This is a genomic window from Cryptosporangium sp. NPDC048952, from assembly GCF_043197895.1.
GTDB lineage: Bacteria > Actinomycetota > Actinomycetes > Mycobacteriales > Cryptosporangiaceae > Cryptosporangium.
Window position 1 is genome coordinate 407,749 of record NZ_JBICTY010000007.1, and the last position, 24,096, is coordinate 431,844.

Below are 24,096 nucleotides of genomic sequence, written 5' to 3' on the forward strand. Positions count from 1 at the left end.
ACGCGGTGGAAGGACTCCTCCCCATGTCATGGTTCCGACGTACCGGCGCTCTGGTCGGTGTGGTCGCAGTGCTGGCCGCTGCCGCGTGTAGTGGCGACTCCGACACCAACGACGACCCGAACGCAAAAGCGACGATCTCGTACGCGGTCTGGGACAAGAACCAGGTGCCGGCGATGCAGCAGCTCGCCGCCGACTTCACGAAGGCTCATCCGAACATCACGGTGAACGTCCAGCTCAGCCCCTGGGAGACGTACTGGACGAAAATGAAGGCGGCCGCCACCGGAGGCGCCGCGCCGGACGTGTTCTGGATGAACGGCCCGAACTTCCAGCTGTACGCGACGAACGGCGTGCTCCGTCCCTTGGAGGACGTCGACGCCGGTAACTACCCGAAGTCGCTCGTCGACCTCTACACGGTCGACGGCAAGACCTACGGGTTACCAAAAGACTTCGACACCGTCGGGCTCTGGTACAACAAAGAGCTCTTCGACGCCGCCAGGGTGAAGTACCCGGACGACACCTGGACCTGGGACACGTTCAAGGCCGCCGCGGCGAAGCTGACGAACAAGGCCAAGGGCCAGTACGCGATCGGCTCGACGCTCACGTCGGCGCAGGAGTACCAGTACAACACCATCTACCAGGCCGGGGGCACCGTCCTCTCCGACGACGGGAAGAAGTCGGGGTACGCCGACCCCGCGACGATCGAGGGCCTGAAGTTCTGGACCGACCTGATCGAGGCCGGCCAGTCCCCCAGCCTCAAGACGCTGACCGACACCCAGGCGATCAACCTGTTCGAGTCGGGCAAGATCGCGATGTACTACGGCGGTTCGTGGAACGCCGCGGAGTTCTCGACGAACGAGTACACCAAGACCCGCGCCGACGTCGCGGTGCTGCCGCAGGGCAAGAAGCGCGCCACGATCATCCACGGCCTGGCCAACGTCATCTCGGCGAAGTCGAAGCACCCGGCCGCGGCGACCGAGTTCGTGAAGTACCTGGGTTCGAAGGAAGCCGCGGAACTGCTCGCGAAGAACGGCGTCATCCCGGCGTACAACGGCACGCAGGACGCCTGGGTGAAGTCGCACCCCGAGTTCAACCTGCAGGCGTTCCTCGACGAGGTGGAGTACTCGGTGCCCTACCCGGTTTCGCGTAACACCGCCGCCTGGCAGGAGCTCGAAACGAAGTACCTCACGCCGGCCTGGAACGGCACGGCCGACGTCACGGCCGCGTCGAAGGAGCTCGCGACCGCGATGGACGACGCACTGGCCGAGGAAAAGTAGGTGTCACTCGTCGACACCGGCGGCGGGTCCGTGCGCGGGCCCGCCACGGCCGGGCCGGCCGCGCGCGACACGACTGCCGCCGGATCGGGCGGCGCGGAGAGCGGCGCCGCCGCGGCGGGAGGGCCGCGGCGGCGCTCCCGCCGGCGCACGGACTGGCGCGAAGCGGCGTGGGGGTACGCGCTGATCGCCCCGACCGGCATCGGCCTCGCGGTGTTCTACCTCTGGCCGGTGCTGCAGACCGCGTACCTCTCGTTCACCGAGGCCGGCCCGTTCGGCGGGCCCTCGGAATGGGTGGGGCTCGCGAACTACCAGGAGCTGGTCAGCGACCCGGAAGTCGGCCGGTCGCTGATCAACACCCTCGCCTACACCGCGCTGGGACTGATCGGAATCCCGATCGCGGTCGTGGTGGCCGCGTTGCTCTCCCGCCCCGGACTGCGCGGCGTCGCCGTCTACCGCACGTTCTTCTTTCTGCCGGTCGTGACGACGCCGGTCGCGGTCGCGATGATCTGGCGCTGGATCTACAGCGGCGACTTCGGCATCCTGAATTACCTGTTGTCGCTGGTCGGCATCCAGGGACCGCACTGGATCGCCGATTCCCGCACCGCGTTGATCGCGATGGTGATCGTCGGGATCTGGATGGGGCTGGGCTACAACCTGGTCATCTTCATCGCCGCCGTGAAAGGCATTCCTCGGCACTACTACGAGGCCGCGGAGATCGACGGCGCCGGCCCGATCCAGCAGTTCTTCCGCATCACGGTGCCGCTGCTCTCCCCGACGATCTTCTTCGTCTCGGTCGTGTCGGTGATCGGATCGCTGCAGCTGTTCGACCTGGTCTACGTGCTCGCGGGTGGTTCGAACCAGGCGTCCCGGGCCAACCCGGCCTTCGAGAGCATGGAGACGATCGTCTATCTCTTCTACGCCGAGGCGTTCCAGAACAACGACAAGGGCTACGGCGCCGCGATCGCGATGATTCTGCTCGCGCTCATCGTCGCCCTGACCGCTGTGCAGTTCCGCCTCCAGAAGCGGTGGGTCACCTATGACTAGACGGCTCGGGCTCGTGCATCTTTTGCTGACGATCGGCGCGCTGGCGATGGTCGCGCCGTTCATCTGGCAGATCCTGACGTCGCTCAAGACGTTGGAACACGCCACGTCGGTGCCGCCGACGATCGTGCCGGACGGGCAGTGGAAGAACTATTCGAGGGTGTTCGCGCTGGTGCCGTTCGGGTCCCAGTTCCTCAACACCGTCGTGATGGTCGCAGCCCGCGCGATCGGACAGGTGCTGCTGTGCTCGCTCGCCGCGTACGCGTTCGCGCGGCTCCGGTTCCCCGGACGCACCGTGCTGTTCGGACTGTTCCTGTCGGTGCTGATGGTGCCGCCGCAGCTGTTCATCATTCCGCAGTACCAGATCATCGCGGACCTGGGCTGGCTGAACAGCCTCCCGGCACTGATCGTGCCCGGACTGTTCAGCGCGTTCGGCACGTTCCTGCTGCGTCAGTTCTTCCTCGGCCTGCCCGCCGAGCTGGACGAGGCCGCGCGTCTGGACGGAGCGAACCCGCTGCGGATCTGGTGGTCGGTGATGGTTCCGCTGGCGCGGCCGGGGATGATCGCGCTCGGCATCCTGACGACGATCTGGTCCTGGAACGACTTCTTCTGGCCGTTGGTGGTGAACAACGACCCCGAGAAGATGACGTTGTCCGCGGGTCTGGCGTCGATGCAGGGGCAGTTCCTCACCGAGTATCCGGTGCTGATGGCGGGCTCACTGCTGGCGTCGCTGCCGGTGATCGCGGTCTTCGTCGTGATGCAGCGCCAGTTCGTCGAGGGTATCGCCCTGACGGGCACCAAAGGCTGATCGCGGTCAGCGCGCGGTGCCGAGCAGGGTCGCGACCCCGACGTCGTGCCAGCGGGTCAGGCGGTCGGCGATTCGGGGGCTCCGCGGGTACAGATCGCGGATCAGCTCACGCAGGCGTACCCGGTCGACACCGGCCGGGTACGCGTTCAGGCGGTGCCGTCGTCTACCTCGTCCGCGGTGAGGCCCACTTCCGCGCCGATCGCGGCGAGCTCCTCGTCGATGTACTCCGAGATCAGGAAGCCGCCCCAGACGTTCAGATAGGTCTGCCAGAGCAGCGGGAGACGCGCGTCCGTTGGACGCCAGCACGCGAGCGCGTCGACCCCGAGTCGCCATCGCGGCGTGGCTGTGGTCGACGGGGCGAACATGCACCGAGAATAGGACCAGCGTCGATCCACATTCGACGGTGATCACGGCTCGGCGAACTGACCGGCGATCAGGGCGACGAGGGCTTCGTGGGTGGGGCGGTCGGCGGCGGCGACGAGGCCGCCTACTCCCTCGTGAAGTGGCTGGCCCTGGAGGCCGGTGACGATGCAGCCGGCTGCTCGGCACAGCGCGATGCCGCTGGCGAAGTGCACGTTGTCGCGGAGATCGTTGTCGGCCACGTATGCGGCGCGACGACCGGCGGCGACCCAGACCAGGGCGAGCGACGTCGACACCACCCTCGGCCGGAACAGCGCGGCGAACCCCGGATCGGACAGCAGGCGCACGGTGCGGAACGCGGGATCGTTCGGGTGTGGTGGGTCCACGTCGACGTCCACGAGCGCCGACTCGGCGGACGGGGTGAGCGGTTCGTCGACGCCGTCGCGGCGCACCCAGGCACGCACGCCGTCGGTCCAGAACACCTCGCCGGTGAACGGGTCGGCGGACGCGGACGCGCTGCCGCGCAGGGCGACGTTCACCGCGGCGAGCGTGGTGCCCGCCGCGTAGTTCAGCGTCCCGCACAGCGGGTCGACCAGCCACACGCGGTCGGACTCACCGGACCGTCCGCTCTCCTCGCCGACGATCGCGTCGTCCGGGCGGGCGGAGCGGAGGACCTCGAGGATGGCCCGCTCGCTCGTCAGATCGGCTTCGGTGGCGAAGTCCCCGCCGCCCTTGTCGATCCGCGCCAGCGCGGCTCCGTGCAGCGACCGCACGACCGCGGCCCCCGACTGCGCTGCCGTCACCGCCAGCTCCGCGTCCGTGATCACCGGACCGACTCTATTGCTGCGGGCGGAGGATTCGAACCCCCACCGACCGGGTCAGAGCCGGTCGTGCTGCCGGATTACACCAGCCCGCACTGGTCGCGGCGGACCGGCTGCCGGGGCCGGGACCGTTGCTTCGCGAAGTGGGCCGGCCGGCGGGGTAGCGGTCCCGCCGGCCGGTACCAGCGCGGGCGGCGCGGCTGGGCGCAACGAGCCCGGCGGCGCTCCCCGGGTGATGAGCCACGGGGGCCTCGCGCTGGTGGTGGCCGCCGCTCGCGCGAACGCGCGGCCCGCGGCAGCCATCTGTCGAAGAAGAACCGCCCGTCCCGGGGATCCGGGAGGGCGGCGAGGAGGCTCTGGCGCGACGATCCGCGCGCTACTCCCGCCGATGCTCCTGCTGCTGAACCGGAAGCGAGATCATCGTGCGCTCCTTCCGGTCGTCGTCGGTGCTCTGCGTGCTGACAGGTTCCAGGGTACGAACCAGAGCGGCGCCCCGGAAACGAATTTCCGGGGCGCCGCGGGAGTACAGGGATCAGACGGGACGCGGGATGACAGCGGTCTTCACCGAGAACTGGCCGACGTCTGGAATCGTGGCCAACTCGTCCGCTCGCTTCTCGGAACGGCCGACGACAGGCTTGCCGAAGTTCGGCACCCGCGGCCGGTCCCGGTCCCGCTCGAGCCAGAGCCGCAGCAGGTGCCGGCGACGCTGCCACTCGGGGTAGTCGACGAACTCGGTACGCGAGTGCAGCGCCGCGAAGTTCGACACCCACTGGATGTCCCCGGGCTGGAAGTCCATGTCCAGCGCCATGCCGGGCTCGTACGTGATCGCGTCGAACATCTCGATCACTTCGAGTTGCGCGCTCGTCAGCGGGCGAACCTCCGGGTAGTTCTGCGCCGAGAGGATGTACGTCGACCCGGCGTAGATGCTGCACACGTCGTCGACGATGCTGACGATCGGTGACACGTACGTGTTCGACGGCGCGTCCGAATCCTGCCGACGCCAGTCGAAGTGCACAGGCTCGAGCAGTAGCGGAGCCAGATCCGGACGGCGCTGCACGATCTCGTTGTAGATCTGCGCGCCCGACACCAGGCTCGACGCCCCGCCCTGCTTGGCCGGTCGCAGGCAGAACAGCGCCACCGCGTCCGAGCTGTCGGAGTGGAACACCAGCTTGTCGCGGACCCGGGCGGACTTGGCCGTCGGGTCGTCCATCGTCTTGTCCGAGGTCGCGACCACGTGGTCGATCAGGTCGCCCATGCCGTTCTGCTGCATCGGCGCCCCGAGGTGCAGCCCCGTCAGAAAGAAGATGGCGCCTGACAGAGCGTCCGAATACAGCTCGGTCTGCAAGCCGCGGATGAGCACGAACCCGCGGCCCCGCGACATGTCGTACCCCCACTGTTCGATGGCGGGTGCGCAGACCGGCAGGGGGTAGTCCTCGCGCGTGACCGTGCGCAGATCGGGGTCGTCGAGTACGAACTTCCGTCCGACGGCCTCCAGCTCGGCGACCTCGGCCTCGTTGAGGTGGTAGATCCAGGTGCGGTCGTGTCGTAGCTGGTCACCGCGCCACGCAGAGGGACCGGTAACCGGGGAGAGCGTCGTCGAAGTCATGCGGGTTCCCTTCAGCCGACCGGACGTCAGGGTATGAGTGGGATGGACCGCACGTAAATGTGCGGGGAGAACAAAATGACGCGTCAGATGCTTACGCGGCCGCTGCCGTGACAGAAGGAACAAATTCGCGTCCGTAACCGGCGGGCGGCGATGAACGTCGTCGCACCGCGGCCGCGACAGTGTTCGCAGCGATCAGGGTGGCGCACATGCCAGCTCCGGATCCCGAACGGAGCGGCGAAAGCGACACCAAGGGCGATCGCGATGTAGATCGGCAACGGCATGCCCGTCACCGCGAGTACGCGCCCGGCTGCCGCAGCAGCCACGACCAGCACACCTATCCCCAGAAGTATTCTCACGCCGTCCCCCAACGGACCGTGCACCCGGCAACGCCACGCAGAGTAAGAACGACCTAATGGGGACAAGTCAATACATCGGGGTTTAACGAGCCGGGACCGTCCATAGTGGCAGCATGAATACGAGCCCCTTTGCGCTCAGCGAGCGCGAGCAGACTCTGCTGGACACCGTCACCGAGCTCGCCAAGAACTTCGCGGCCACCGCCGCGGACTACGACCAGCGCGCCGAGATTCCCGTCGAGCACCTGCGGGCGCTGACCGACGCCGGGGTCGAACGGTCCGTGCTCCCCGCCGACGTGGGCGGGGACGGCGTCAGCTATCAGGCGTTCGGCGAGCTGATCCGGGTGCTCGCGCAGGCCGATCCGTCGACGGCGACGATCTTCCTGATGCACGCGGGCGCAGGCATCGCCCTCGCCCAGCTGACCGCGCCCACGCTCGGCAGTTACTACGCGGACGAGTTCCTGGGCGGCGCGCGGTTCGCGAACGCGCTGTCCGAGCCGGCCAGCGGCAACACGTTCCTGATGCCGCAACAGCACGCCGTGGCGGCCGAGGGCGGCTGGACGCTCGACGGCGCGAAGCGGTTCGTCTCCGGCAGTGAAATCGCTCAGCACCTCCTGGTGAACGCGCTGGTGGACGGCGTGCCGACCTTCTTCGGCGTCGAGCCGGACGAAACCGTCACCACGATCCCGATCTGGGACACGCTTGGCTTGCGGGCGACGCGCAGCCAACTGCTCTCGTTCGACGCCACGCTGCTGCGGGCGGATCGGCGCGGGCGGGGCCTCTCACCGTTCGACTTCGCCGCGATCCCCGCCGGACTCCCCGCGATCTCACTCGGCATCGCGGACGCAGCGCTCGGGGCCCTGGTCGAGCACGCCCGGGGCCGGATCATCCAGGGCGAGCCGCTGTCGCACCAGCAGTGGGTGCAGTTCGAGGTGGCCTCGGCCGAGAGCGGACTCGAAGCAGCGAAGGCGTACTTCCGCACGGCGCTGTGGCAGGCCGACAGCGGGTCACCGTCGACGATCGGCGCCCTGTCGCGCGCAAAGCTGCTGGCCAACCGGGTGGCAGTGGACATGGCGCAGCTCGGGGTACGGATCGGCGGGGCCTCCGGTTACCTGAAGACCTCGCCGATCCAGCGGCACCTGCGCGACGCGGAGGCCGGGCAGCTGATGGCGTACTCCACCGAGGTGCTCTCCGGCCAGATCGGCGCGGAGATCCTCGGCGCGTGAAGCGGTCCCGTTCGGGCGGTCGCGGGCTCGCCCGAACGGGACCGCTCTAGCGTCCGTGCCCCGGGTAGGTGCCGAACGACCAGAGGTTGCCCTCGGGGTCGCGGGCGGCGAAGTCGCGGGAGCCGTAGTCGGTGTCGTAGGGCTCCTTGAGGATCTCGGCACCGGCCGCGGCGGCCCGCTTGTGCACCGCGTCGGGGGCGCTCGTCACGACGTAGGCGCCGAACGAGCCCGGCGGGAGCGTCCACGGGTTGTCGGGGTCGTCGCGCTCCTGGCCGAGCATGACGCCGCCGCCCTCGGGCCAGGCGAGTTCGGCGTGGTGGATGGCGCCGTCATCGGCGGTGTAGGCCACCACCTCCTCGAACCCGAAGGCAGAGACGAGGAAGTCGATCAGGGCGCGGGCGTCGCGGGCGCGGAGCGTGGGCCAGACGGTGGGAACAGGAGTAGTCATGACCGGGAGTCTTCCCTCGTGACGTCGTCCGGGGCTTGGACGAATCGGCGCTCCTCGGCGAGCCACTGACTCGGCGGCGTACCGGCGAGGTCGCGGAAGTCGCGCGCCAGGTGCGCCTGGTCGTAGTAGCCGCAGGCGACAGCGGCGTCGGCCACGGTCCGGTCGCCGGTCATCAGCAGGCGCCGGGCGCGGTCGAAGCGGGCGATCTTCGCCGCGGCCTTCGGGGAGACGCCGAGTTCGGTGCCGAAGCGGTCGGAGAGGCGTCGTGCGCTCCAGCCGACGACGTCAGCGGCCTCGGCGACCGTGTGGGCGCCGCCGACGAGGAGCCGCCAGGCCTCGGTGACCTCGGGGGGTGGGGTGTTGTCGGGCCGGCAGATCTTGGAGAAAACGGCGTCCAGGACTGCCCAACGCGCCGGCCAGGTAGACGCCGCACGCAGGCGTTCGTGCAGCTCGGCGGCGAGCGGACCCAGCACGTCCTCTCCACGGACGTCGAGGTGGCCGAGCTCGCCCGCCGGCAACCCGAGGAGCGCCCTGGCGCCCAGGGGCCGGAGCGCGAGCTGCACGCCCGACTGCCGTCCGTCGTGCGTGATCAGCGCCGGGACGGTGTGCAGGCCCCCCACCAGCGTCGTGTACTCGGCGCCGGGCTGGTTCGGGTCGGGGTGCGCCTCGACGACGAGCGGATCGTCGATCGTGACGATCAGCGTGAGGTAGGGCGAGGGCAGGCCACGGTGCCGCGCCGGGGCGACACCGGCCTGCCGATAGCCCGAATACCAGGCGACGTACGGCCGCAGCGCCGGGGCAGGCCTGCCGCGCACCGATTCGTCGACCACCATGTCTTCATGATGCACGTCAGTTCGTTGACCGTCGTCCCTGTCAAAGGCTTGAACGCGAGCCATCCGCCGTCGGTGACCGTGACGCCGACGGGCATCGTCGGTGACCGGCAGTTCTTCCTGGTGGACGCGGCCGGAAAGCTGTTCTCCGCGTCGCGGACCGGAGCGTTCCTGGGGTTGAGGGCGTCGTTCGCCGACGACGTCCTGGCAGTGGCGGACGTGCGGGCGCCGGTCGATCTGGGCCCGCCCGTGCTCGCCGACTTCTATTCGCTCAAGACCGTGCCGACGCACGAGGTGCTGGGGCCGTGGGCGGAGTTCTTCAGCGACGTGGCCGGCCAGCCGGTGCGGCTGGTGCACGCCGATGAGCCGAACGGCGGTACCGACGTGCACGCGTTGACGCTGCTCGGCGACGCGTCGGTGGCCGAACTGGCCGCGCAGGCCGGGCTGGTGTCGGTGGACGCGCGACGCTTCCGGATGTCGATCGGGTTCGCGGGCGCGGCGCCGCACGCCGAGGACGGCTGGGCCGAGTCCGAGTTCCGGGTGGGCGGGGCGCGAGTGCGCGTCGGTGGGCCGGTGCCGCGGTGTGCGGCCACCACCCGCAACCCCGACGGGGGTGACGTCGATCTGAAGACGTTGCACCTGATCAAGGGGTACCGGGGCGTGTCGGTCGGGGAGCTCGGCCGCGGGATCCACTTCGGCGTCTACGCCGACGTCGTGTCACCCGGCGTGATCCGCGTCGGCGACGTGCTGGAGCCGGCCTGAGCGCTGAACGCGGCAGCCAGGCGCTTCGGGGCGCGCAGCAGCCACGCCTCGGTGATCGCCTCCTCCAGCTCGTCGACCCCGATCCGCTCCAGCCGCACCAGCACCGACGGGTACCCGTCGAAATGCGGAATCGTGAAGTAGACGTCGGGGTCGTCGGCGATCAGCGCCGCTTTCACGCCTTCGTCCGCGACGTGCACTCCGAGGATCGGCTCGGCGTCACCCTTGTGCACGGGCCGATTCCACACGAACGTCGTGCCGCGCACCTTCCAGGCCAGGTTGCCGTACGAGGTGCCCTCCGCGGTCTCCGGCAGCGCGAGCGCGAGCCGCCGCACGTCGTCCCAGGTAGCCATCTCTAGGCGTCCCGCAGGAACGCGAGCGCGGCGACCGCGAACGGAAGCCACTGGTCGGTGTGCTCGGCCGGGACGCGCACCCAGTCCTTCATCGCCCGGCCCTTTCCGGACGGGTCGAACAGCTCGGCACCGTCCAGCGCGAGCGCATCGGCGTGGGTCGGCGTCCCGCGGCCCAGCCGGAACACCGCGTCGTCGCTGTGCACCACCGCGAAGACCTTGGTCTCGAGCTTGAGCGCCCGGCTCCCGAACATGTTCGCGGTGTGCACACCCTCGGGCGCCAACTCGTCGAGGATGTCGTCGAAACACTCGTCCGGCGTCATGCCGCCACCCTAAGACCTAAGACCCGGGCGGCCACCTGCTCGACGACCGTCACTCGACCTCGCCCCAGCCGGTCAGCGTCTGGTCGCGGTAGCGCGCGAGCACAGCAGGAACCCCGCCGCGGCTCGCGTTCAGCTCCCCCGCGTCGACGCGCCAGAGGGTGAAGTCACCGCCGCGGCCGGGCACCGTGAGGTCGACCGACTCGATGCCGACCTGCCACGACGGGTCCGGCGCCCACCACGCCTGGCACTGCGCGCACCATCCCGCGTCCCGCTCGCTGACCGGATTGATCGACTCTTCGAGCCGCTGGTGCTCCGGATCCGGGCACCAACCGTCGAACAGCCGGTCCGTAGGAATCGTCACGCGCCCATCGTATTCGGCTGGACGCCTGTACCTACTAGTATGTACAGTAGGGTCATGGACGCTTCCGAACGCCTGATCACCAGCACGCAGGAGCTGCTCTGGGAACGCGGCTACGTCGGCACCAGCCCGAAAGCGATCCAGCAGCGGGCCGGCGCCGGTCAGGGCAGCATGTACCACCACTTCACCGGTAAGCCCGACCTCGCGCGGGCCGCGATCGACCGCAGCGCGAGCGAACTCCGCGCCCTCGCCGAGGAGCAGTTCAGCGGCCCCGGCTCGGCGTACGACCGGATCGCGGCCTACCTGCGCCGCGACCGCGAGGTGCTTCGCGGCTGCCGGGTCGGCCGCCTCACCCAGGACCCCGACATCGTCGCGAGCCCCGACCTGCGGGAGCCACTGGAGGAGACGCTCGGCTGGCTCCGATCGCGGATCAGCGAACTGATCACGGAAGGCGATCTCGCGCCCGGTCTCGATCCCGACGACGTCGCGGCCACCCTCGTCGCGGTGGTCCAGGGCGGTTACGTCCTGGCCCGGTCCGCCGACTCCCCCGAGCTTTTCACCCGAGCCGTCGAGGGCGCGCTCGCCCTGCTCGGAGGGCGGCGCTGATGCTCGCCATGCAGTACGAGCTCAACCTGCCCGCCGACTACGACATGGGCATCATCCGTCACCGCGTCGCCACCCGCGGATCGGCGCTGGACGACTTCCCGGGCCTGCGCATCAAGGCCTACCTGATCGGCGAGCACTCGTACGCGCCGTTCTACCTCTGGAACGACGTCGAGGGCATGAATCGCTTCCTCTACGGCGGCGGCTTCGCGAACATCGTCCGGGACTTCTGGCGTCCGCCCGTCCGGCAGTGGATCGGACTCGGCTTCGCCCGCGGCCCGGCGACCGCACCCCGGACCGCCACCCGCCAGGAGATCCCGCTGCCGGAGGGCGATCCGTCGGCCGCGATCGAGCAGGCGCTCGACGACCTGACGGTCGGTCCGGACGTCCACTCGACCGCCCTGGCCGTCGACACCCACACCTGGTCGCTGATTCGCTTCACGCTCGGCGAGGCGACGCACCCGGGAACCACCTACGAGGTGCTCCACCTGAGCACCCCCGAACTCTGAGGAGAACCCATGGAAGACGCCACGCTCGACCGCGAAGCCGGTTACGCGTTACTCGCCGAACTGCAGAACGAGCGGTACCGCACCGAGCTCCTCGAGGGGCTCGAGAAGCGCGCCCCCGGCTTCCCCGACTGGCTGGTCACCGTCCTGTTCGGAGGCACCTACCAGCGGCCCGGGCTCAGCCTGCGCGACCGGCAGGTCGCCAATCTCGCGGCGCTGACCGCGCTCGGCGGGGTGGAGCCGCAGCTCGCCGGGCACGTCGAGACGTCCCTGCGGATCGGCATGACCCCGCAGGAGATCGTCGAGGTGTTCGTACACCTCGCGCCGTACGTCGGCGTGCCGAAGGCGCTGGCCGGCCTCCGGGCCGCGGCGCCGGTGCTCGACCGGCGATCCGCACCGTCCTCGGCGACATCGCTCCGGAGGATCTCGGCGTCTGCGACGCCCACGACCATCTGTTCTTCCGTAGTGCCCTCCTTCCTGGCGACGAGCTGGACGACGTCGACGCGGCCACCGCCGAGCTGGACGCGTTCCGTGCGCTCGGCGGCGGCGCGGTCGTGCAGTGGACCCCGTACGGCCTGGGCCGACGCGTCGACGACCTGGTCACGGCGTCGCGGGCCACCGGTGTCCACGTGGTCGCCGCGACCGGCCTCCACCGCGCCGCGCACTACTCCGGAGAGACGCCGGACGACCTCGAGGAGCTGTTCGTCCGCGAGCTCACCGTGGGTATCCACGACACCGGTGTGCGCGCCGGCCTGGTGAAAGTCGCCGGCGGCTACCACCGGATCGACGAGCACTCCCGCCGGACGATGGTCGCGGCCGCGGCGGCACACCGCGCCACCGGCGCCCCGATCGCCGTCCACCACGAGGCCGGCAGCGCCGCGCCGGACGTCGTCGACCTGCTGTCGGGCGAGGGCGTGCCGCCGGAGCGGATCGTCCTCGGACACCTGAACCGCTTTCCGGACGCGACAATGCACCGCGAACTGGCGCGCAGCGGGGCGTTCCTCGCGTTCGACGGGCCGTCCCGGGCCAACGCGGCCACCGACGGGCACCTGTTCGACTGCCTGGTGTCGCTCGTCGACGCCGGTTCCGTCGATCAGCTGCTGATCGGCGGCGACACCACCACGGCTCGAGCACGTTCCACCGCCGAGGGCCCCGGCATGCCGTACCTGCTCGGCACGCTCGTCCCCCGGCTGACCAGGGAGTTCGGCGCCGATGTCGCCCACGCGATCACGGTCGCCAACCCGGCCAGGGCGTTCGCTAGGCCCTGAGGCTCCACGCCAGGGCGGGGATCACGACAGCGGCAGCCAGGAGGTGCAGCCCGACCAGGGCAACGGCACTCCCCCCGGTGAACAACGGCGGCACCAGCGAGATCGCGGTCAGCACCAGGGCCGTCCGTACGAACGTCCTCGCCGGGCGGGCACTCAACCGCAGCAGAACAACAGCAATGACGACGCCCACCAGCGAGAAAAAACCGGTGACCACCGCTAACCCGGACAGCGGAATGGTCTCGCCTTCGAAGCCCACCAGATCGACGTTCAGAGCCGCCGCAACCAGGGTGGTCGCCGCCACGGCCCCCACTGCGGCGAGAAGGCCGGTGGTGACGACCCGGGCGTAACCCGTCCGCGCCGACACCGCGCTGGTCATGCCGCATCTCCGAGCTGCTTCGCGATGCCCTCCAGACACCACTGCCAGCCCGTGCGCAGGTGCTCGAGCGCCTGCGGGCCCGACAGCCCCTCGACCCGCAGTTCCAGGCGGGTGCCCCCGCCGGACGGAATCAGCAGCACCGTGCAGCGGGACCGGTCGTCGGTGTCCTCGCCCGTGGTGTGCACGTCGAACACCAGTTTCTCCACGGGTTCGAAGACCGTGAACGTCGCGGTCTCGCGGTACTCGTCGCCGGCCGCGCTGGGGCCGAACGACAGCCGGTAGCCGCCGCCCTCGCGGGCGTCGACCTCGCAGGACGACAGGCGCCACTCCGGGTCGGGCAGGACCCAGCGCTCCATCAGGTCGGCGCGGGTGAAGGCCTCCCACACCCGTTCGGGCGGCTGGGGGTAGGTGCGGTCGAGGTCGAACGACAACGTCATGAGTCTTCCTCCAGGAGCGTGCCGAGAGCGTCCAGCCGGGTCGACCAGAGCGCCTGGTGCTGTGCGGTCCACTCGGCCACGGCGACGAGCGCGTCGTCGCGGAGCCGGCACTCGCGGACCCGTCCGCGCTTGACCGTCGTCACCAGGCCCGCGTCCTCGAGCACGCGCAGGTGCTTGAGGACGGCGGGCAGCGAGAGTGACGTCGGCGCCGCGAGATCGCCAGCCGACGTCGGCCCGCGCACGAGCCGCTCGACGATGGCCAGACGGGTCGGGTCGCCGAGCGCGGCGAACTGACGGTGAACCATATGGTTTACTTTTGCGCGCGGCGGCGCCGATGTCAACCGGGGTGGGCGCCTGGCTTGATCCAGCCGAACGTGCGCTCCACGGCGCGCTGCCAGTTGTCGTACTCCTGGACGCGGCGGTCCGCGGCCATCGCCGGCCGCCACTCGGCCGCGCGGTGCCAGTTCTGCCTCAAGGCCGCGAGGTCGGCCCAGTAGCCCACCGCGAGCCCGGCCGCGTACGCCGCTCCCAGCGAGACGGTCTCGGCGACCATCGGCCGCACGACCGGCACGTCCAGCACGTCGGCGAGGAACTGCATCAACAGGTTGTCCGACGTCATCCCGCCGTCGACGCGCAGCGTGCGCAGGTCGAGGCCGGAGTCGGCGTTCATCGCGTCGACGACCTCGCGGGTCTGCCAGCCGGTGGCCTCGAGCACGGCCCGGGCCAGGTGCCCCTTGGTGATGTACGAGGTCAAGCCCACGATGACGCCACGTGCCTCGCTGCGCCAGTACGGCGCGAACAGACCGGAGAACGCGGGGACGATGTAGCACCCGCCGTTGTCCTCGACCGTGCGCGCCAGCGTTTCGATCTCCGGCGCGGTGCTGATCAGGCCGAGCGAGTCCCGGAACCACTGCACCAGCGACCCGGTGATCGCGATCGACCCCTCCAGCGCGTACGTCGCCGGGGCGCCGCCGATCTGGTAGCCCACCGTCGACAGCAGGCCGTGCGTCGACTGCACGACCTCCGCACCGGTGTTGAGCAGGAGAAAGCTGCCGGTGCCGTAGGTGCACTTCGCGTCGCCCGGCGCAAAACACACCTGCCCGAACAGCGCGGCCTGCTGATCGCCGAGCGCGGCGGTGATCTTGACGCCGGGCAGCACCGACGAGCACACCCCGTACACCTCGGCCGACGAGCGGATCTCCGGCAGCATCCCCGCCGGGATGCCGAAGAACTCCAGCTGCTCCGGGCTCCACTGCAGCGTCCGCAGGTCCATCAGCATCGTGCGGCTGGCATTGGTGACGTCAGTGACGTGGACGCCACCGGTGAGGTTCCAGATCAGCCAGGTCTCCATCGTGCCGAAGAGGACCTCGCCGCGCTCCGCCCGTTCCCGCAGGCCCGGTACGTGATCGAGCTGCCAGCGCAGCTTCGGCGCCGAGAAGTACGTGGCGAGCGGTAACCCGCAGCGCGCCTCGACGTCCTTGGCGTCGGCGTGGGACGCCAGTTCCTCCACCACACCGTCGGCCCGGGTGTCCTGCCAGACCAGCGCCGACCCGATCGGGATGCCGGTGTCGCGCTCCCAGAGCACGCACGTCTCCCGCTGGTTCGCGATGCCGATGCCGACGACCTGCGAGGCGTCGATACCGGCCTCGGCCACCGCCCGGGGCACGATCCGCTGCACGTTGCGCCAGATCGCCGCCGCGTCGTGCTCGACCCAACCCGGCTTCGGGTAGAGCTGCCGATGCTCGCGCTGGGACACCGACACGAGCCGACCGGCCTGGTCGAAGACGATGCACCGGGTGGAGGTCGTTCCCTGGTCGATCGCGATCACGTACCGCGACACCATGTCGGCCTCCTCCCGGTCGCCGCCGTAACGACCTTATTACTGAGTGATCAGAGGAACCACATCTTCCGCGCCCAACCTCTTCGCATCGGCGGTTTCGTCGTCCGGTTGGTCCTGCGACGCACGTTCAGCCTCGACACGTCGCAAATAATGCTCTACCTCACGATCGATCTGTCCCTCGCTCCAGCCGAGCACCTGGGCCATGAGCTCCGCGGCGGGCCGTGCGGCAGCCACGCCGCGGTCGGGGACCTCGATCGAGATCCGGGTGCGGCGGGTGAGGACGTCTTCCAGGTGCCGCGCGCCCTCGTGGGACGTGGCGTAGGAGATCTCCACCCGCAGGTAGTCCTCGGCGCCGTCGAGCGGGGACCGCAGCGACGGGTCCGCGGCCATCAGCGCCAGGAGTTCGTCGAGCAGCGACCCGTACCGGTTGAGCAGATGCTCGATGCGCGCCACGTGCAGCCCGGAGCGGGCCGCGATCGTGTGGCGCTGGTTGCGCAGTGCCCGGTACCCCTCGGCACCGAGCAGCGGCACCGTGTCCGTGCAGGACCTGGGCGCGCCCCGATCGAGGTTGTGGACGGCCGCGTCGACGGCGTCCCGGGCCATCACCCGGTAGGTGGTGTACTTGCCGCCGGCCACGACGACCAGACCCGGTTGCGGCGAGGCCACCGTGTGCTCCCGGGAGAGCTGCGACGTCGACTCGGACTCCCCGGCCAGCAGCGGCCGCAGCCCGGCGTAGACGCCGACCACGTCTTCCTTCGTCAGCGGCGTGATCAGCACCTTGTTGACCTCGCCGAGCAGGTACTCGATGTCCCGGCTGGAGGCCGCCGGATGGGCCTTGTCCAGCGCCCAGTCGGTGTCGGTGGTGCCGAGGATCCAGTGCCGGCCCCAGGGGATCACGAACAGGACGCTCGACGACGTCCGCAGGATGAGCCCGGTGGAGGACTGGATGCGGTCGCGCGGCACGAGCAGGTGGATGCCCTTGGACGCGCGCACGTGGAATTGCCCGCGCTCCCCCACCATCGCCTGCGTGTCGTCGGTCCAGACGCCGGTGGCGTTGATGACCTGCTTGGCGCGGATCGTGAACTCGCGGTCGTGTTCCAGGTCGCGCACCGTGACGCCGGTGACCCGCTCGGACTCGCGCAGGAACCCGACCACCCGCGACCGCGACAGCACGAGCGCCCCGTAGGCCGCTGCGGTACGCGCGAGGAACATTGTGTGCCGCGCGTCGTCGACCTGGGCGTCGTAGTACTGCAGTGCGCCGACCAGCGCGTCCTTGCGGAGCGACGGCGCGGCGCGCAGCGCTCCGCGCCGGGTCAGGTGCCGGTGGTGCGGCAGCCCGCGCCCGGCGCTGGACATGCTGAGCACGTCGTAGAGGGCCACGCCGCTGCCGGCGTAGAGCCGCTCCCACGCGCGGTGTTTGAGCGGGTAGAGGAACTTCACCGGGCGCACCAGGTGCGGCGCCAGGCGCTGCACCAGCAGGCCCCGCTCGTGCAGTGCCTCGCGGACCAGGCCGAAGTCGAGCATCTCCAGGTAGCGCAGGCCACCGTGGATGAGCTTGCTCGACCGGCTGGAGGTTCCGCTGGCGAAGTCCCGTGCTTCGACGAGCGCCACGGAGAGGCCGCGCGTCACGGCGTCCAGCGCGGCACCGGCGCCGACGACGCCACCGCCGATCACCACGACGTCCAGTTCCTCGCCGTCGGTGAGCGCGGTGAGCGCGGCTTCCCGAGCCTCGGGCGAGAGCCTGCCGGTGTCCATACCGTTCCTTCCGTGGGAGTCCGCGGGGCGGCTGCCCGCCCCGCGGCAACAGCGATCAGTCGACGTCGACCCAGTCGAGCGTCCGCTCGACCGCCTTGCGCCACTTCGCGTACCCCTCGTTGCGCCGTTCCTCGCTCCAGCTCGGCTGCCAGCGCTCCGACTCGTTCCAGTTCTCACGCAGCTCGTCGGTGTTCTTCCAGAACCCCACCGCGAGCCCCGCCGCATAGGCCGCACCGAGCGCGGTGGTCTCCGCCACCACCGGCCGGCTGACCGGCACACCGAGGATGTCGGCCTGCAACTGCATGCACAGGCTGTTGGCCGTTACCCCACCGTCGACCTTCAACACGTCGAGCGTGACACCGGAGTCCTGCGCCATCGCCTCGGACACGTCGCGGCTCTGGTAACAGATCGACTCGAGCGTCGCCCGGGCCAGGTGCGCATTCGTGTTGTACCGCGAGAGCCCGACGATCGCGCCACGCGCGTCCGATCGCCAGTACGGCGCGAACAACCCGGAGAACGCCGGCACGAAGTACACACCGCCGTTGTCGTCGACCTGGCGCGCGAGCGCCTCGCTCTGCGACGCACCGCTGATGATGCCGAGCTGGTCACGCAGCCACTGCACGGCCGAGCCGGTGACCGCGATCGAGCCTTCCAGCGCGTAGACCGGAGCCTGGTCGCCGAACTTGTAGCAGACCGTGGTCAGCAGCCCGTGCTCCGAGCGCACCAGCTCGTTGCCGGTGTTGAGCAGCAGGAAGTTGCCGGTGCCGTAGGTGTTCTTCGCCTCGCCGGGTGAGAAGCAGACCTGCCCGACAGTGGCCGCCTGCTGGTCGCCGAGGTCACCGGTGAGCGGCACCGCGCCCCGCAGCGGACCCTTGGCGTCGAGCTCGCCGTACCCGCTCGGGTCCGACGACGGCCGGATCTCCGGCAGCATGGACCGCGGGATGTTGAAGAACGACAGCAGCTCGTCGTCCCAGTCGAGCGTCTCGAGGTTCATCAGCATCGTGCGGCTCGCGTTCGTCACGTCGGTGACGTGGGAGCCGCCGGTGAGGTTCCAGATGAGCCACGAATCGGTGTTGCCGAAGATCGCGTGGCCCGCCTCGGCTGCCTCGCGCACCCCGTCGACGTTGTCGAGGATCCACTGGATCTTGCCGCCGGAGAAGTACGTGGCCGGCGGGAGCCCGGCCTTCTGGCGGATGACCTTGCCGCGCTCGTCGCGGTCGAGCGCCGACGCGATGCGGTCGGTGCGCGTGTCCTGCCAGACGATCGCGTTGTAGTACGGACGGCCGGTGCGCTTGTCCCACACGACAGTGGTCTCGCGCTGGTTGGTGATACCGAGCGCGGCCAGATCGGACGCGGACAGGTTGAGGTTGTTCAACGCGGTGCGGATCACCGAAGCGGTGCGCTCCCAGATCTCCACCGGGTTGTGCTCGACCCAGCCGGCCTGCGGCAGGATCTGCTCGTGCTCGAGCTGGTGACGGCCGACCTCGTTGCCACCGTGGTCGAAGACCATGAACCGGGTGCTGGTCGTGCCCTGATCGACTGCGCCGACGAAATCAGGCATGCGGATTGCTCCTCCGGGTTAAGCGATCTTCTCGGTGGGACGGGCGTCACGGGCATCGGACGACGGCAGTTCGCCGGGCTCCTGCGGCTCGTCCGACGGCAGGAACCGACCGATGAGCAGACCGTAGAGGGCGGCACCGACAAGAGCCCCGATGATCGGCGCGATGATCGGCACCCAGAAATACAGATTTCCGTACTGGTCACTCCACGCTGTTTCGTACCCCGTGAGATACGAGGCCAGACGGGGTCCGAAGTCACGGGCCGGGTTGATCGCGTACCCCGCGTCGGTGCCCCACGCCATACCGATCGCGACCACGAGGAAGCCGATGATCAGCGGCGTCAGGTTCGCCAGCGGCGGGTTGTTGCGCAGGTCGGTGAGCGCGAGGATGACGAACAGCAGGATCGCGGTGCCGATGACCTGGTCGCGGAACGCGCCCCACTCCGACACCGGGTACGTGCCGTTGCCCGGCAGCGTCGAGAACACGCCCTGGGTCTTGATCGTGTTGCCCGGGTCGACCTTCGCCAGCACCTCGCTGTAGTTCCAGCGCACGAGCAGCGCGGCGACGAACGCGCCCAGGGTCTGCGCGGCGATGAACGCCGGCACCTTGCGCCAGGAGAAACCCTTGAACACGGCCAGCGCGATCGTCACCGCGGGGTTGAGGTGCGCGCCGCTGATCCGGCCGGCCACGAACACGCCGAGCGTCACGCCGAAACCCCACGCCCAGGCGATGCTGTCGTGGTCACCGAGTTCGCCGCCCACGACCTGGGCGACCACACCACATCCGAACAAAATCAGAATCAGCGTTCCGGCGAACTCCGCCGCCATCTCGCCGACCGTGCCGGGGACCTTCGGGATCTTCAACCGTTCCGCCATGGGACCTCCCGGGGCTGGGGCCGAGGGCCGACTTTGGCCATCTCGGCCAGGCAGGTACAGACGCTAGGAACCACCGGTAACGGTCTCAACGGCATGCGTTCGACATTGTCGAACCGCTACGTTTACCGACATGCCCGGCTCCGTGCAGTCCATCGAGCGGGCGGCCGCGATCCTGCGCCTGCTGGGCGGCGCACCGGGCCCGCTGGGCGTCACCGAACTGGCCGAAGCGCTCGGCCTGGCCAAGGGCACGACGCACGGATTGTTACGGACGTTGCACCGCGTCGGTTTCGTCGAGCAGGACGGCACCGGCGGCAAGTACCGCATCGGCACCGCGCTGCTCGACCTCGGCAGCGGCCCCCTCGACCTCAACGAACTGCGCTCGCACGCGATCAACTGGGCCGACCCGCTGGCCGCGCGCACCGGGTTCGCCGTCCGCATCGGGGCGCTGCAGGCCGGCGCGGTGATCGTCGTCCACCACGTCTTCCGCCCCGACGACACACAGCAGAAACTCGACGTCGGCTCGTCCCTGCCCGCGCACGCGACCGCGCTCGGCAAAGCCCTCCTCGCCTACGCCCCGAACGCCTCGGTCGTGCTCGCCAAAGGCCTGCCGCCGTACTCGCACCGCACGATCACCGACCCCCGCGATCTGCGTGACACCCTCGACCGGGTCCGCGAACGCGGTTGGGCGGCCGAGGTCGAGGAGATGACCGTCGGCCAGGCCGGCATCGCCGTCCCGATTCGCGGCTACGGCGGCCTCGTCGTCGGCGCGATCGGCGTCAGCGGCGCCGTCGACCGCGTCTGCGATCCCGGCCGACGGCCGAGAACTGCCCTGGTCAACCGCGTGCGCGACGCGGCCCGTGCCGTCTCCAGGGACCTTCAGAACGATTAGACGTCCACGTAGTGCACACTCCCCACTACTGGCGGGGGTCACCGTCCGCCGACGGAGTAGTGCCAGTGGTAGTTCCGCCGGCACGTCTCCGGATTTCGCCTCACTCCCCACCTGATCGCTTTCGTGTCGGCCTTGGTGACCCGGAGGCCGCAGCGGAGGTCGACAGCGCGGCCGCGGTAGTGCAGTGAAGAGCGCGAGTGGCACTGCCCGAACAGGACGTTGATCGTGTAGCCGCCGGACGCCGTCCCCAGGTCGGCGAGGAAGCGGAGGATGCGGATGTCGGGGCGGATCTTCACCAGCCGTCCGCCGTGGCACCGGCGGGAGAGGTTCACGCGCTTGCCCGCGGCGATGTCCGCGAGTTGCTGGCTGGCCAGCGAGCGGTCGCGGCGGTCGGCGGCCTTGTTCGCCGAGTAGTCGTGGATGCGGATCCGGCCGGAGGCGCGCAGCGCCAGGATCTGTTGCGCGAGTTGCGCGGCGGAGAAGCGGTTGAACGCCGGCCGGTCGGTGGCTTCGCTCGGTGCGGCGGGCGTCAGCAGGCAGACGACGAGTGCGCACACGATGCCCGTTCGGTGGTGAAGACGCATGACGACACTCAAAGTGGCGCTCGTTGCAGCGAGCATTCGACACGCCAAATTGCGGTGGTAATTGAGCGAACCGGGATAAAGCTCGCAGCAATCTCCCAGCTTGCGCGCGCCGCTCGAATTACACCCTTTCAGTGCGGTATGACGCTGCTTGCCAGTAGCAGGGTCGTTCGACGAGGGAGTGTCCGGGATGAACCGCCGAACGATCAGCGCGGTAACCACCGCCATAGTCCTGGCCGTAGCCGGCACCACGGCTGCGGTGGCGGCACCGACCCCCGCGATCGCGGGGCGCGGGTGGCCGGTGTGGTCGGCGGCGGCGGTGGCTGATGCCGGGCTGGTGCTGGACCAGTTGGGCGTGCCGGCGACGGCCGAGTCGGGGCAGGCGATCGGCGCGACCGTCCGGCTACACGCGAAGTCGGAGGCGGTCGACGTCGAGTCGGTGACGGTCGCGGTCCGCGACTCGGAGGGCGGCCACTTCGACTTCCCCGGCGCACGGCCGGCCACGATCCCGCCCGGTGGGTACGCGTTCGCTACCGGGCAGCGAACGTTCCCACCGGGCGACTACCAGGTCGTCGCGGCGGTCCGCATCGCCGGACGCTGGACGGCTCTCACCCCACCGAAGTACCTGACGGTCCGGACGAACCCGCTCACCTTCCGGCAGGAGTTCAGCGGGCCCCCCGAGGCGGGCCCGAACTACGGCCTGTCGACAGCCATGTGGTTCGACGACCCGTGCACCGACGCCCGCTGCTCCATCGACCAGGCGAAACTCGACGGCCTGGGCCATCTGGCCCTGACCGCCTCCCCGGGCCCGGTGTCGGCCAAGCTGAGCATGCTCGACCGCTCGGGCAACGACGGCGCCGCGGCCTGGTCGCAGCAGGGCGGCTACTTCTCCGCCCGGATGAAGCTCCCCGCAGACCAGGCCCTGCGCCCCGCTTTCCGCACGATCGGCGCGGACGCCGCGAGCGTCGCCTGGCCGGAGTCCGGCGGCATCGACATCGCCGAGGTGACCGGACGGCGCTCGGGACTCGTGCGTCAGTTCGCCCACGGCGGTAGCCCCGACCTGGCGTACGGACGCGCCCACGAGATCCCGGGCAACGGCACCGGCACCGATTGGCACGTCTACGCGCTGGACTGGAAGCCCGGCGCGAACGGCCACCTGCGCTGGTCGGTCGACGGCGTCGTCACCCAGGAGCTCCTCGCCGCCGAGGCGGGCGCCGCCTGGGCCTCGTTCCGCCGCCCCCACACCCTGGCGCTGGAACTGGCCGTCGACGACCCGGCACCCCGCCTCCCCGCGACCGCCCTGGTCGACTGGATCCGCATCTACCGCTACCCGATCGGCCTGGGCTCCATCGGCTGAAACGCGGCGGCGCCGCCCTAGGTGGCGTCGGCGGCGTGGGACACGCGGGCGAGGAGTGCGGCCAGGGTTTCGCGCTCGTCGGGGCTGAGGTCGGCGAGGAGTTCCTGTTCGGTCGCGAGGTGGGCGGGCAGTGTGGCCTCGACCGCGGCCCTACCGTCCGCGGTCAGGGACACGAGGCTGCCGCGGCCGTCGTCGGGGTTCGGTGCGCGGGTGACGAGGCCGCGAGCCTCGAGACGGTTGAGGCGCTGCGCGACCGCGGCGGACGTGATCATCGCGTCGGCCGCGAGCTGGGCCGGGGTCAGCCGGTGCGGTGGGCCGTTCCGCAGCAGCGTGGCGAGGACGTCGAACGAGCCGCGGTCGAGGCCGTGCGCGGCGAACGTGCGGTCGAGTCGCGCGTGCACGGCCACGGCGGCGCGGCTCAGGCGTCCGATCACGGCCATCGGCGAGACGTCCAGGTCCGGGCGTTCGCGGTGCCACTGGGCCAGGATCCGGTCGACGTGGTCTGCCACGGCCCGACCCTAGCAATTACCTAAGCACTTAGCTATTATCGCTAAGTGCTTAGCAATCGTGCTCGCGTGCTGATCGCGACCGCCGCCGCCCCGGCGACCTGGGGCACCACGTACCTGGTCACGACCGAGTTCCTGCCGGCCGGACGTCCGCTGCTCGCCGGGGTGCTGCGTGCGCTTCCGGCCGGGTTGTTGCTGCTCGCGATCGTGCGGGTGGTGCCGCGAGGGTCATGGTGGTGGCGCTCGATGGTGCTCGGCACGCTGAACATCGGCGCGTTCTTCGCGCTGTTGTTCGTGGCGGCGTACCGGCTGCCCGGAGGGGTCGCCGCGATCGCCGGGGCGATCCAGCCCTTGCTCGTGGCGGGGCTCGCCGTGCCTGCGTTGCGCGAGCGGCTGCACCCGCGCATCGTCGTGGCGGGGGCTGCGGGTGTGGCCGGGGTTGCGCTCGTCGTGCTCACCGCCGATGCCCGCCTCGACGCGCTGGGCGTCACCGCCGCCCTCGCCGGAGCCGCCTCCATGGCCCTGGGCATAGTCCTCACCAAACGCTGGTCAGTCCCCACGGTGTCGCCGCTCGCGAGCACGGCGTGGCAACTGATCGCAGGTGGGTTGGTGCTGGCGCCGGTCGCGCTCGTCGTGGAGGGGTTGCCGCCGCGGCTGGACGCGGCCGCGATCGGTGGGTACGCCTACCTCGCGCTCGTCGGCACCGCGCTGGCCTACCTGCTCTGGTTCCGCGGTCTGGCGGTCCTCCCCGCCGGCGCGACCTCGTTCCTCAGCCTCCTCAGCCCGGTTGTGGCCGTCCTCGCCGGCTGGCTGGCCCTGGGCCAGGCCCTCACCGCCACCCAGGCTGTCGGCGTGACAGTCGTCCTCACCGCGATCCTGACGGCGGCCCGCGCCGCAATCCGCCCCACCACCCACCGGGCCCCGGGTGCACCGGCCACGCCCCCGCCGACCACAGCCGCGGCCGCCGCGCCGCTGCCGGGCGCGGGG

Annotated in this window: 27 protein-coding genes, 1 tRNA gene and 2 pseudogenes; 12 read left to right on the forward strand and 18 right to left on the reverse strand. The window is 70.2% G+C overall.

Translation table 11 applies throughout. The features are described from left to right. The first annotated feature begins 23 nt into the window (after positions 1 to 23). The 3 genes from ACGFY5_RS35590 to ACGFY5_RS35600 are packed head-to-tail and all read left to right on the forward strand — an operon-like array spanning position 24 to position 3,123. A complete protein-coding gene (locus ACGFY5_RS35590; RefSeq protein ID WP_392727275.1) occupies positions 24 to 1,274 on the forward strand; it encodes an ABC transporter substrate-binding protein in 1,251 nt (416 codons plus the stop codon). Beyond that, entirely contained in the window at positions 1,275 to 2,318 is a 1,044-nt protein-coding gene (locus tag ACGFY5_RS35595) for a carbohydrate ABC transporter permease (protein WP_392727277.1), read from the forward strand. Further along, on the forward strand, positions 2,311 to 3,123 hold the full coding sequence (locus tag ACGFY5_RS35600; protein ID WP_392727279.1) for a carbohydrate ABC transporter permease: 813 nt from the start codon (positions 2,311 to 2,313) through the stop codon (positions 3,121 to 3,123). Before ACGFY5_RS35595 ends, ACGFY5_RS35600 begins: the two co-directional genes overlap by 8 nt. 146 nt (positions 3,124 to 3,269) lie before the next feature. On the opposite strand, the gene ACGFY5_RS35605 is transcribed toward ACGFY5_RS35600, so the two are convergent. The 4 genes from ACGFY5_RS35605 to ACGFY5_RS35620 form a co-directional block, all read right to left on the reverse strand. Then, a complete protein-coding gene (locus ACGFY5_RS35605; RefSeq protein ID WP_392727282.1) occupies positions 3,270 to 3,488 on the reverse strand; it encodes a hypothetical protein in 219 nt (72 codons plus the stop codon). A gap of 42 nt (positions 3,489 to 3,530) precedes the next feature. After that, complete coding sequence (locus tag ACGFY5_RS35610; protein ID WP_392727285.1) at positions 3,531 to 4,310, reverse strand: inositol monophosphatase family protein; 780 nt, start codon at positions 4,308 to 4,310, stop codon at positions 3,531 to 3,533. Between the two features lie 16 nt (positions 4,311 to 4,326). Then, positions 4,327 to 4,399, reverse strand: a tRNA-Gln gene (locus ACGFY5_RS35615). Positions 4,400 to 4,836: 437 nt separating this feature from the next. Further along, on the reverse strand, positions 4,837 to 5,910 hold the full coding sequence (locus ACGFY5_RS35620) for a TauD/TfdA family dioxygenase (RefSeq protein WP_392727286.1): 1,074 nt from the start codon (positions 5,908 to 5,910) through the stop codon (positions 4,837 to 4,839). A 469-nt stretch (positions 5,911 to 6,379) separates the two neighbouring features. Here ACGFY5_RS35620 and ACGFY5_RS35625 point away from each other — a divergent pair, with 469 nt between their 5' ends. Beyond that, the gene (locus ACGFY5_RS35625) at positions 6,380 to 7,489 is read left to right on the forward strand and encodes an acyl-CoA dehydrogenase family protein (protein ID WP_392727289.1); all 1,110 of its coding nucleotides are present in this window, start codon (positions 6,380 to 6,382) and stop codon (positions 7,487 to 7,489) included. A 46-nt stretch (positions 7,490 to 7,535) separates the two neighbouring features. Here ACGFY5_RS35625 and ACGFY5_RS35630 read toward each other — a convergent pair whose 3' ends face one another. After that, positions 7,536 to 7,937, reverse strand: coding sequence for a VOC family protein (locus ACGFY5_RS35630; RefSeq protein WP_392727291.1), 402 nt, complete (start codon positions 7,935 to 7,937; stop codon positions 7,536 to 7,538). Further along, complete coding sequence (locus ACGFY5_RS35635; RefSeq protein WP_392727293.1) at positions 7,934 to 8,770, reverse strand: helix-turn-helix domain-containing protein; 837 nt, start codon at positions 8,768 to 8,770, stop codon at positions 7,934 to 7,936. Before ACGFY5_RS35635 ends, ACGFY5_RS35630 begins: the two co-directional genes overlap by 4 nt. Before the next feature lie 6 nt (positions 8,771 to 8,776). Here ACGFY5_RS35635 and ACGFY5_RS35640 point away from each other — a divergent pair, with 6 nt between their 5' ends. Continuing rightward, positions 8,777 to 9,529: an MOSC domain-containing protein gene (locus ACGFY5_RS35640; RefSeq protein WP_392727296.1), complete on the forward strand. Its 753-nt coding sequence runs from the start codon at positions 8,777 to 8,779 to the stop codon at positions 9,527 to 9,529. Here the strand turns inward: ACGFY5_RS35640 and ACGFY5_RS35645 are convergent. The 3 genes from ACGFY5_RS35645 to ACGFY5_RS35655 are packed head-to-tail and all read right to left on the reverse strand — an operon-like array spanning position 9,469 to position 10,560. Beyond that, entirely contained in the window at positions 9,469 to 9,879 is a 411-nt protein-coding gene (locus ACGFY5_RS35645; protein WP_392727299.1) for an MmcQ/YjbR family DNA-binding protein, read from the reverse strand. The two genes, ACGFY5_RS35640 and ACGFY5_RS35645, sit on opposite strands and share 61 nt — an antisense overlap. Before the next feature lie 2 nt (positions 9,880 to 9,881). Further along, complete coding sequence (locus tag ACGFY5_RS35650; RefSeq protein WP_392727302.1) at positions 9,882 to 10,199, reverse strand: hypothetical protein; 318 nt, start codon at positions 10,197 to 10,199, stop codon at positions 9,882 to 9,884. A 49-nt stretch (positions 10,200 to 10,248) separates the two neighbouring features. Further along, positions 10,249 to 10,560 carry a hypothetical protein gene (locus ACGFY5_RS35655; RefSeq protein WP_392727304.1) on the reverse strand — a complete coding sequence of 104 codons (312 nt, stop codon included), beginning with the start codon at positions 10,558 to 10,560 and terminating at the stop codon, positions 10,249 to 10,251. A 54-nt stretch (positions 10,561 to 10,614) separates the two neighbouring features. Between ACGFY5_RS35655 and ACGFY5_RS35660 the strand changes: the two genes are divergently transcribed. The 4 genes and pseudogenes from ACGFY5_RS35660 to ACGFY5_RS35675 all read left to right on the forward strand — a co-directional run bounded on the left by ACGFY5_RS35660 (position 10,615) and on the right by ACGFY5_RS35675 (position 12,934). Beyond that, positions 10,615 to 11,163: a TetR/AcrR family transcriptional regulator gene (locus ACGFY5_RS35660; protein ID WP_392727305.1), complete on the forward strand. Its 549-nt coding sequence runs from the start codon at positions 10,615 to 10,617 to the stop codon at positions 11,161 to 11,163. After that, positions 11,163 to 11,669, forward strand: a complete 507-nt coding sequence (locus ACGFY5_RS35665; protein ID WP_392727308.1) for a DUF4865 family protein — start codon at positions 11,163 to 11,165, stop codon at positions 11,667 to 11,669. Before ACGFY5_RS35660 ends, ACGFY5_RS35665 begins: the two co-directional genes overlap by 1 nt. A 9-nt stretch (positions 11,670 to 11,678) precedes the next feature. Further along, a pseudogene (locus ACGFY5_RS35670) lies at positions 11,679 to 11,978 on the forward strand (carboxymuconolactone decarboxylase family protein); the annotation flags it as partial. A gap of 140 nt (positions 11,979 to 12,118) precedes the next feature. After that, positions 12,119 to 12,934, forward strand: coding sequence for a phosphotriesterase (locus tag ACGFY5_RS35675; protein ID WP_392727846.1), 816 nt, complete (start codon positions 12,119 to 12,121; stop codon positions 12,932 to 12,934). Here the strand turns inward: ACGFY5_RS35675 and ACGFY5_RS35680 are convergent. The 7 genes from ACGFY5_RS35680 to ACGFY5_RS35710 are packed head-to-tail and all read right to left on the reverse strand — an operon-like array spanning position 12,924 to position 19,776. Next, complete coding sequence (locus ACGFY5_RS35680) at positions 12,924 to 13,310, reverse strand: DUF6069 family protein (protein ID WP_392727311.1); 387 nt, start codon at positions 13,308 to 13,310, stop codon at positions 12,924 to 12,926. The two genes, ACGFY5_RS35675 and ACGFY5_RS35680, sit on opposite strands and share 11 nt — an antisense overlap. Then, entirely contained in the window at positions 13,307 to 13,747 is a 441-nt protein-coding gene (locus ACGFY5_RS35685; protein WP_392727314.1) for an SRPBCC domain-containing protein, read from the reverse strand. Before ACGFY5_RS35685 ends, ACGFY5_RS35680 begins: the two co-directional genes overlap by 4 nt. Then, positions 13,744 to 14,052, reverse strand: a complete 309-nt coding sequence (locus ACGFY5_RS35690; RefSeq protein ID WP_392727317.1) for an ArsR/SmtB family transcription factor — start codon at positions 14,050 to 14,052, stop codon at positions 13,744 to 13,746. The genes ACGFY5_RS35685 and ACGFY5_RS35690 overlap by 4 nt, the downstream gene beginning before the upstream one ends. A gap of 32 nt (positions 14,053 to 14,084) precedes the next feature. Then, on the reverse strand, positions 14,085 to 15,590 hold the full coding sequence (glpK, locus tag ACGFY5_RS35695) for a glycerol kinase GlpK (protein WP_392727319.1): 1,506 nt from the start codon (positions 15,588 to 15,590) through the stop codon (positions 14,085 to 14,087). 36 nt (positions 15,591 to 15,626) lie between these two features. Further along, positions 15,627 to 17,342: a glycerol-3-phosphate dehydrogenase/oxidase gene (locus tag ACGFY5_RS35700; protein ID WP_392727322.1), complete on the reverse strand. Its 1,716-nt coding sequence runs from the start codon at positions 17,340 to 17,342 to the stop codon at positions 15,627 to 15,629. 55 nt (positions 17,343 to 17,397) lie between these two features. Further along, entirely contained in the window at positions 17,398 to 18,903 is a 1,506-nt protein-coding gene (gene glpK / locus ACGFY5_RS35705; RefSeq protein WP_392727324.1) for a glycerol kinase GlpK, read from the reverse strand. A gap of 18 nt (positions 18,904 to 18,921) precedes the next feature. Then, complete coding sequence (locus ACGFY5_RS35710; RefSeq protein WP_392727326.1) at positions 18,922 to 19,776, reverse strand: MIP/aquaporin family protein; 855 nt, start codon at positions 19,774 to 19,776, stop codon at positions 18,922 to 18,924. A 130-nt stretch (positions 19,777 to 19,906) separates the two neighbouring features. Here ACGFY5_RS35710 and ACGFY5_RS35715 point away from each other — a divergent pair, with 130 nt between their 5' ends. Beyond that, complete coding sequence (locus ACGFY5_RS35715; RefSeq protein WP_392727328.1) at positions 19,907 to 20,665, forward strand: IclR family transcriptional regulator; 759 nt, start codon at positions 19,907 to 19,909, stop codon at positions 20,663 to 20,665. Between the two features lie 38 nt (positions 20,666 to 20,703). Here ACGFY5_RS35715 and ACGFY5_RS35720 read toward each other — a convergent pair whose 3' ends face one another. Next, the gene (locus ACGFY5_RS35720; RefSeq protein ID WP_392727330.1) at positions 20,704 to 21,249 is read right to left on the reverse strand and encodes a hypothetical protein; all 546 of its coding nucleotides are present in this window, start codon (positions 21,247 to 21,249) and stop codon (positions 20,704 to 20,706) included. A gap of 187 nt (positions 21,250 to 21,436) precedes the next feature. Between ACGFY5_RS35720 and ACGFY5_RS35725 the strand changes: the two genes are divergently transcribed. Next, positions 21,437 to 22,603: a family 16 glycosylhydrolase gene (locus tag ACGFY5_RS35725; RefSeq protein WP_392727332.1), complete on the forward strand. Its 1,167-nt coding sequence runs from the start codon at positions 21,437 to 21,439 to the stop codon at positions 22,601 to 22,603. A gap of 17 nt (positions 22,604 to 22,620) precedes the next feature. On the opposite strand, the gene ACGFY5_RS35730 is transcribed toward ACGFY5_RS35725, so the two are convergent. Further along, positions 22,621 to 23,112, reverse strand: coding sequence for a MarR family winged helix-turn-helix transcriptional regulator (locus ACGFY5_RS35730; protein ID WP_392727335.1), 492 nt, complete (start codon positions 23,110 to 23,112; stop codon positions 22,621 to 22,623). 45 nt (positions 23,113 to 23,157) lie between these two features. On the opposite strand from ACGFY5_RS35730, the pseudogene ACGFY5_RS35735 reads away from it, so the two are divergent. Beyond that, positions 23,158 to 24,075 (forward strand): annotated as a pseudogene (locus ACGFY5_RS35735) (EamA family transporter); the annotation flags it as partial. Positions 24,076 to 24,096 lie beyond the last annotated feature (21 nt).

What these genes read in the sequence shown, in the direction of transcription:
- ACGFY5_RS35590 (WP_392727275.1), top strand. Translation starts at nt 24, where the DNA reads ATGTCATGGTTCCGACGTACCGGCGCTCTGGTCGGTGTGGTCGCAGTG.
- ACGFY5_RS35600 (WP_392727279.1), top strand. Translation starts at nt 2,311, where the DNA reads ATGACTAGACGGCTCGGGCTCGTGCATCTTTTGCTGACGATCGGCGCG.
- ACGFY5_RS35605 (WP_392727282.1), bottom strand. Translation starts at nt 3,488, where the DNA reads ATGTTCGCCCCGTCGACCACAGCCACGCCGCGATGGCGACTCGGGGTC.
- ACGFY5_RS35620 (WP_392727286.1), bottom strand. Translation starts at nt 5,910, where the DNA reads ATGACTTCGACGACGCTCTCCCCGGTTACCGGTCCCTCTGCGTGGCGC.
- ACGFY5_RS35625 (WP_392727289.1), top strand. Translation starts at nt 6,380, where the DNA reads ATGAATACGAGCCCCTTTGCGCTCAGCGAGCGCGAGCAGACTCTGCTG.
- ACGFY5_RS35630 (WP_392727291.1), bottom strand. Translation starts at nt 7,937, where the DNA reads ATGACTACTCCTGTTCCCACCGTCTGGCCCACGCTCCGCGCCCGCGAC.
- ACGFY5_RS35635 (WP_392727293.1), bottom strand. Translation starts at nt 8,770, where the DNA reads ATGGTGGTCGACGAATCGGTGCGCGGCAGGCCTGCCCCGGCGCTGCGG.
- ACGFY5_RS35640 (WP_392727296.1), top strand. Translation starts at nt 8,777, where the DNA reads ATGATGCACGTCAGTTCGTTGACCGTCGTCCCTGTCAAAGGCTTGAAC.
- ACGFY5_RS35645 (WP_392727299.1), bottom strand. Translation starts at nt 9,879, where the DNA reads ATGGCTACCTGGGACGACGTGCGGCGGCTCGCGCTCGCGCTGCCGGAG.
- ACGFY5_RS35650 (WP_392727302.1), bottom strand. Translation starts at nt 10,199, where the DNA reads ATGACGCCGGACGAGTGTTTCGACGACATCCTCGACGAGTTGGCGCCC.
- ACGFY5_RS35660 (WP_392727305.1), top strand. Translation starts at nt 10,615, where the DNA reads ATGGACGCTTCCGAACGCCTGATCACCAGCACGCAGGAGCTGCTCTGG.
- ACGFY5_RS35665 (WP_392727308.1), top strand. Translation starts at nt 11,163, where the DNA reads ATGCTCGCCATGCAGTACGAGCTCAACCTGCCCGCCGACTACGACATG.
- ACGFY5_RS35680 (WP_392727311.1), bottom strand. Translation starts at nt 13,310, where the DNA reads ATGACCAGCGCGGTGTCGGCGCGGACGGGTTACGCCCGGGTCGTCACC.
- ACGFY5_RS35685 (WP_392727314.1), bottom strand. Translation starts at nt 13,747, where the DNA reads ATGACGTTGTCGTTCGACCTCGACCGCACCTACCCCCAGCCGCCCGAA.
- ACGFY5_RS35690 (WP_392727317.1), bottom strand. Translation starts at nt 14,052, where the DNA reads ATGGTTCACCGTCAGTTCGCCGCGCTCGGCGACCCGACCCGTCTGGCC.
- glpK (WP_392727319.1), bottom strand. Translation starts at nt 15,590, where the DNA reads ATGGTGTCGCGGTACGTGATCGCGATCGACCAGGGAACGACCTCCACC.
- ACGFY5_RS35700 (WP_392727322.1), bottom strand. Translation starts at nt 17,342, where the DNA reads ATGGACACCGGCAGGCTCTCGCCCGAGGCTCGGGAAGCCGCGCTCACC.
- glpK (WP_392727324.1), bottom strand. Translation starts at nt 18,903, where the DNA reads ATGCCTGATTTCGTCGGCGCAGTCGATCAGGGCACGACCAGCACCCGG.
- ACGFY5_RS35710 (WP_392727326.1), bottom strand. Translation starts at nt 19,776, where the DNA reads ATGGCGGAACGGTTGAAGATCCCGAAGGTCCCCGGCACGGTCGGCGAG.
- ACGFY5_RS35715 (WP_392727328.1), top strand. Translation starts at nt 19,907, where the DNA reads ATGCCCGGCTCCGTGCAGTCCATCGAGCGGGCGGCCGCGATCCTGCGC.
- ACGFY5_RS35720 (WP_392727330.1), bottom strand. Translation starts at nt 21,249, where the DNA reads ATGCGTCTTCACCACCGAACGGGCATCGTGTGCGCACTCGTCGTCTGC.
- ACGFY5_RS35725 (WP_392727332.1), top strand. Translation starts at nt 21,437, where the DNA reads ATGAACCGCCGAACGATCAGCGCGGTAACCACCGCCATAGTCCTGGCC.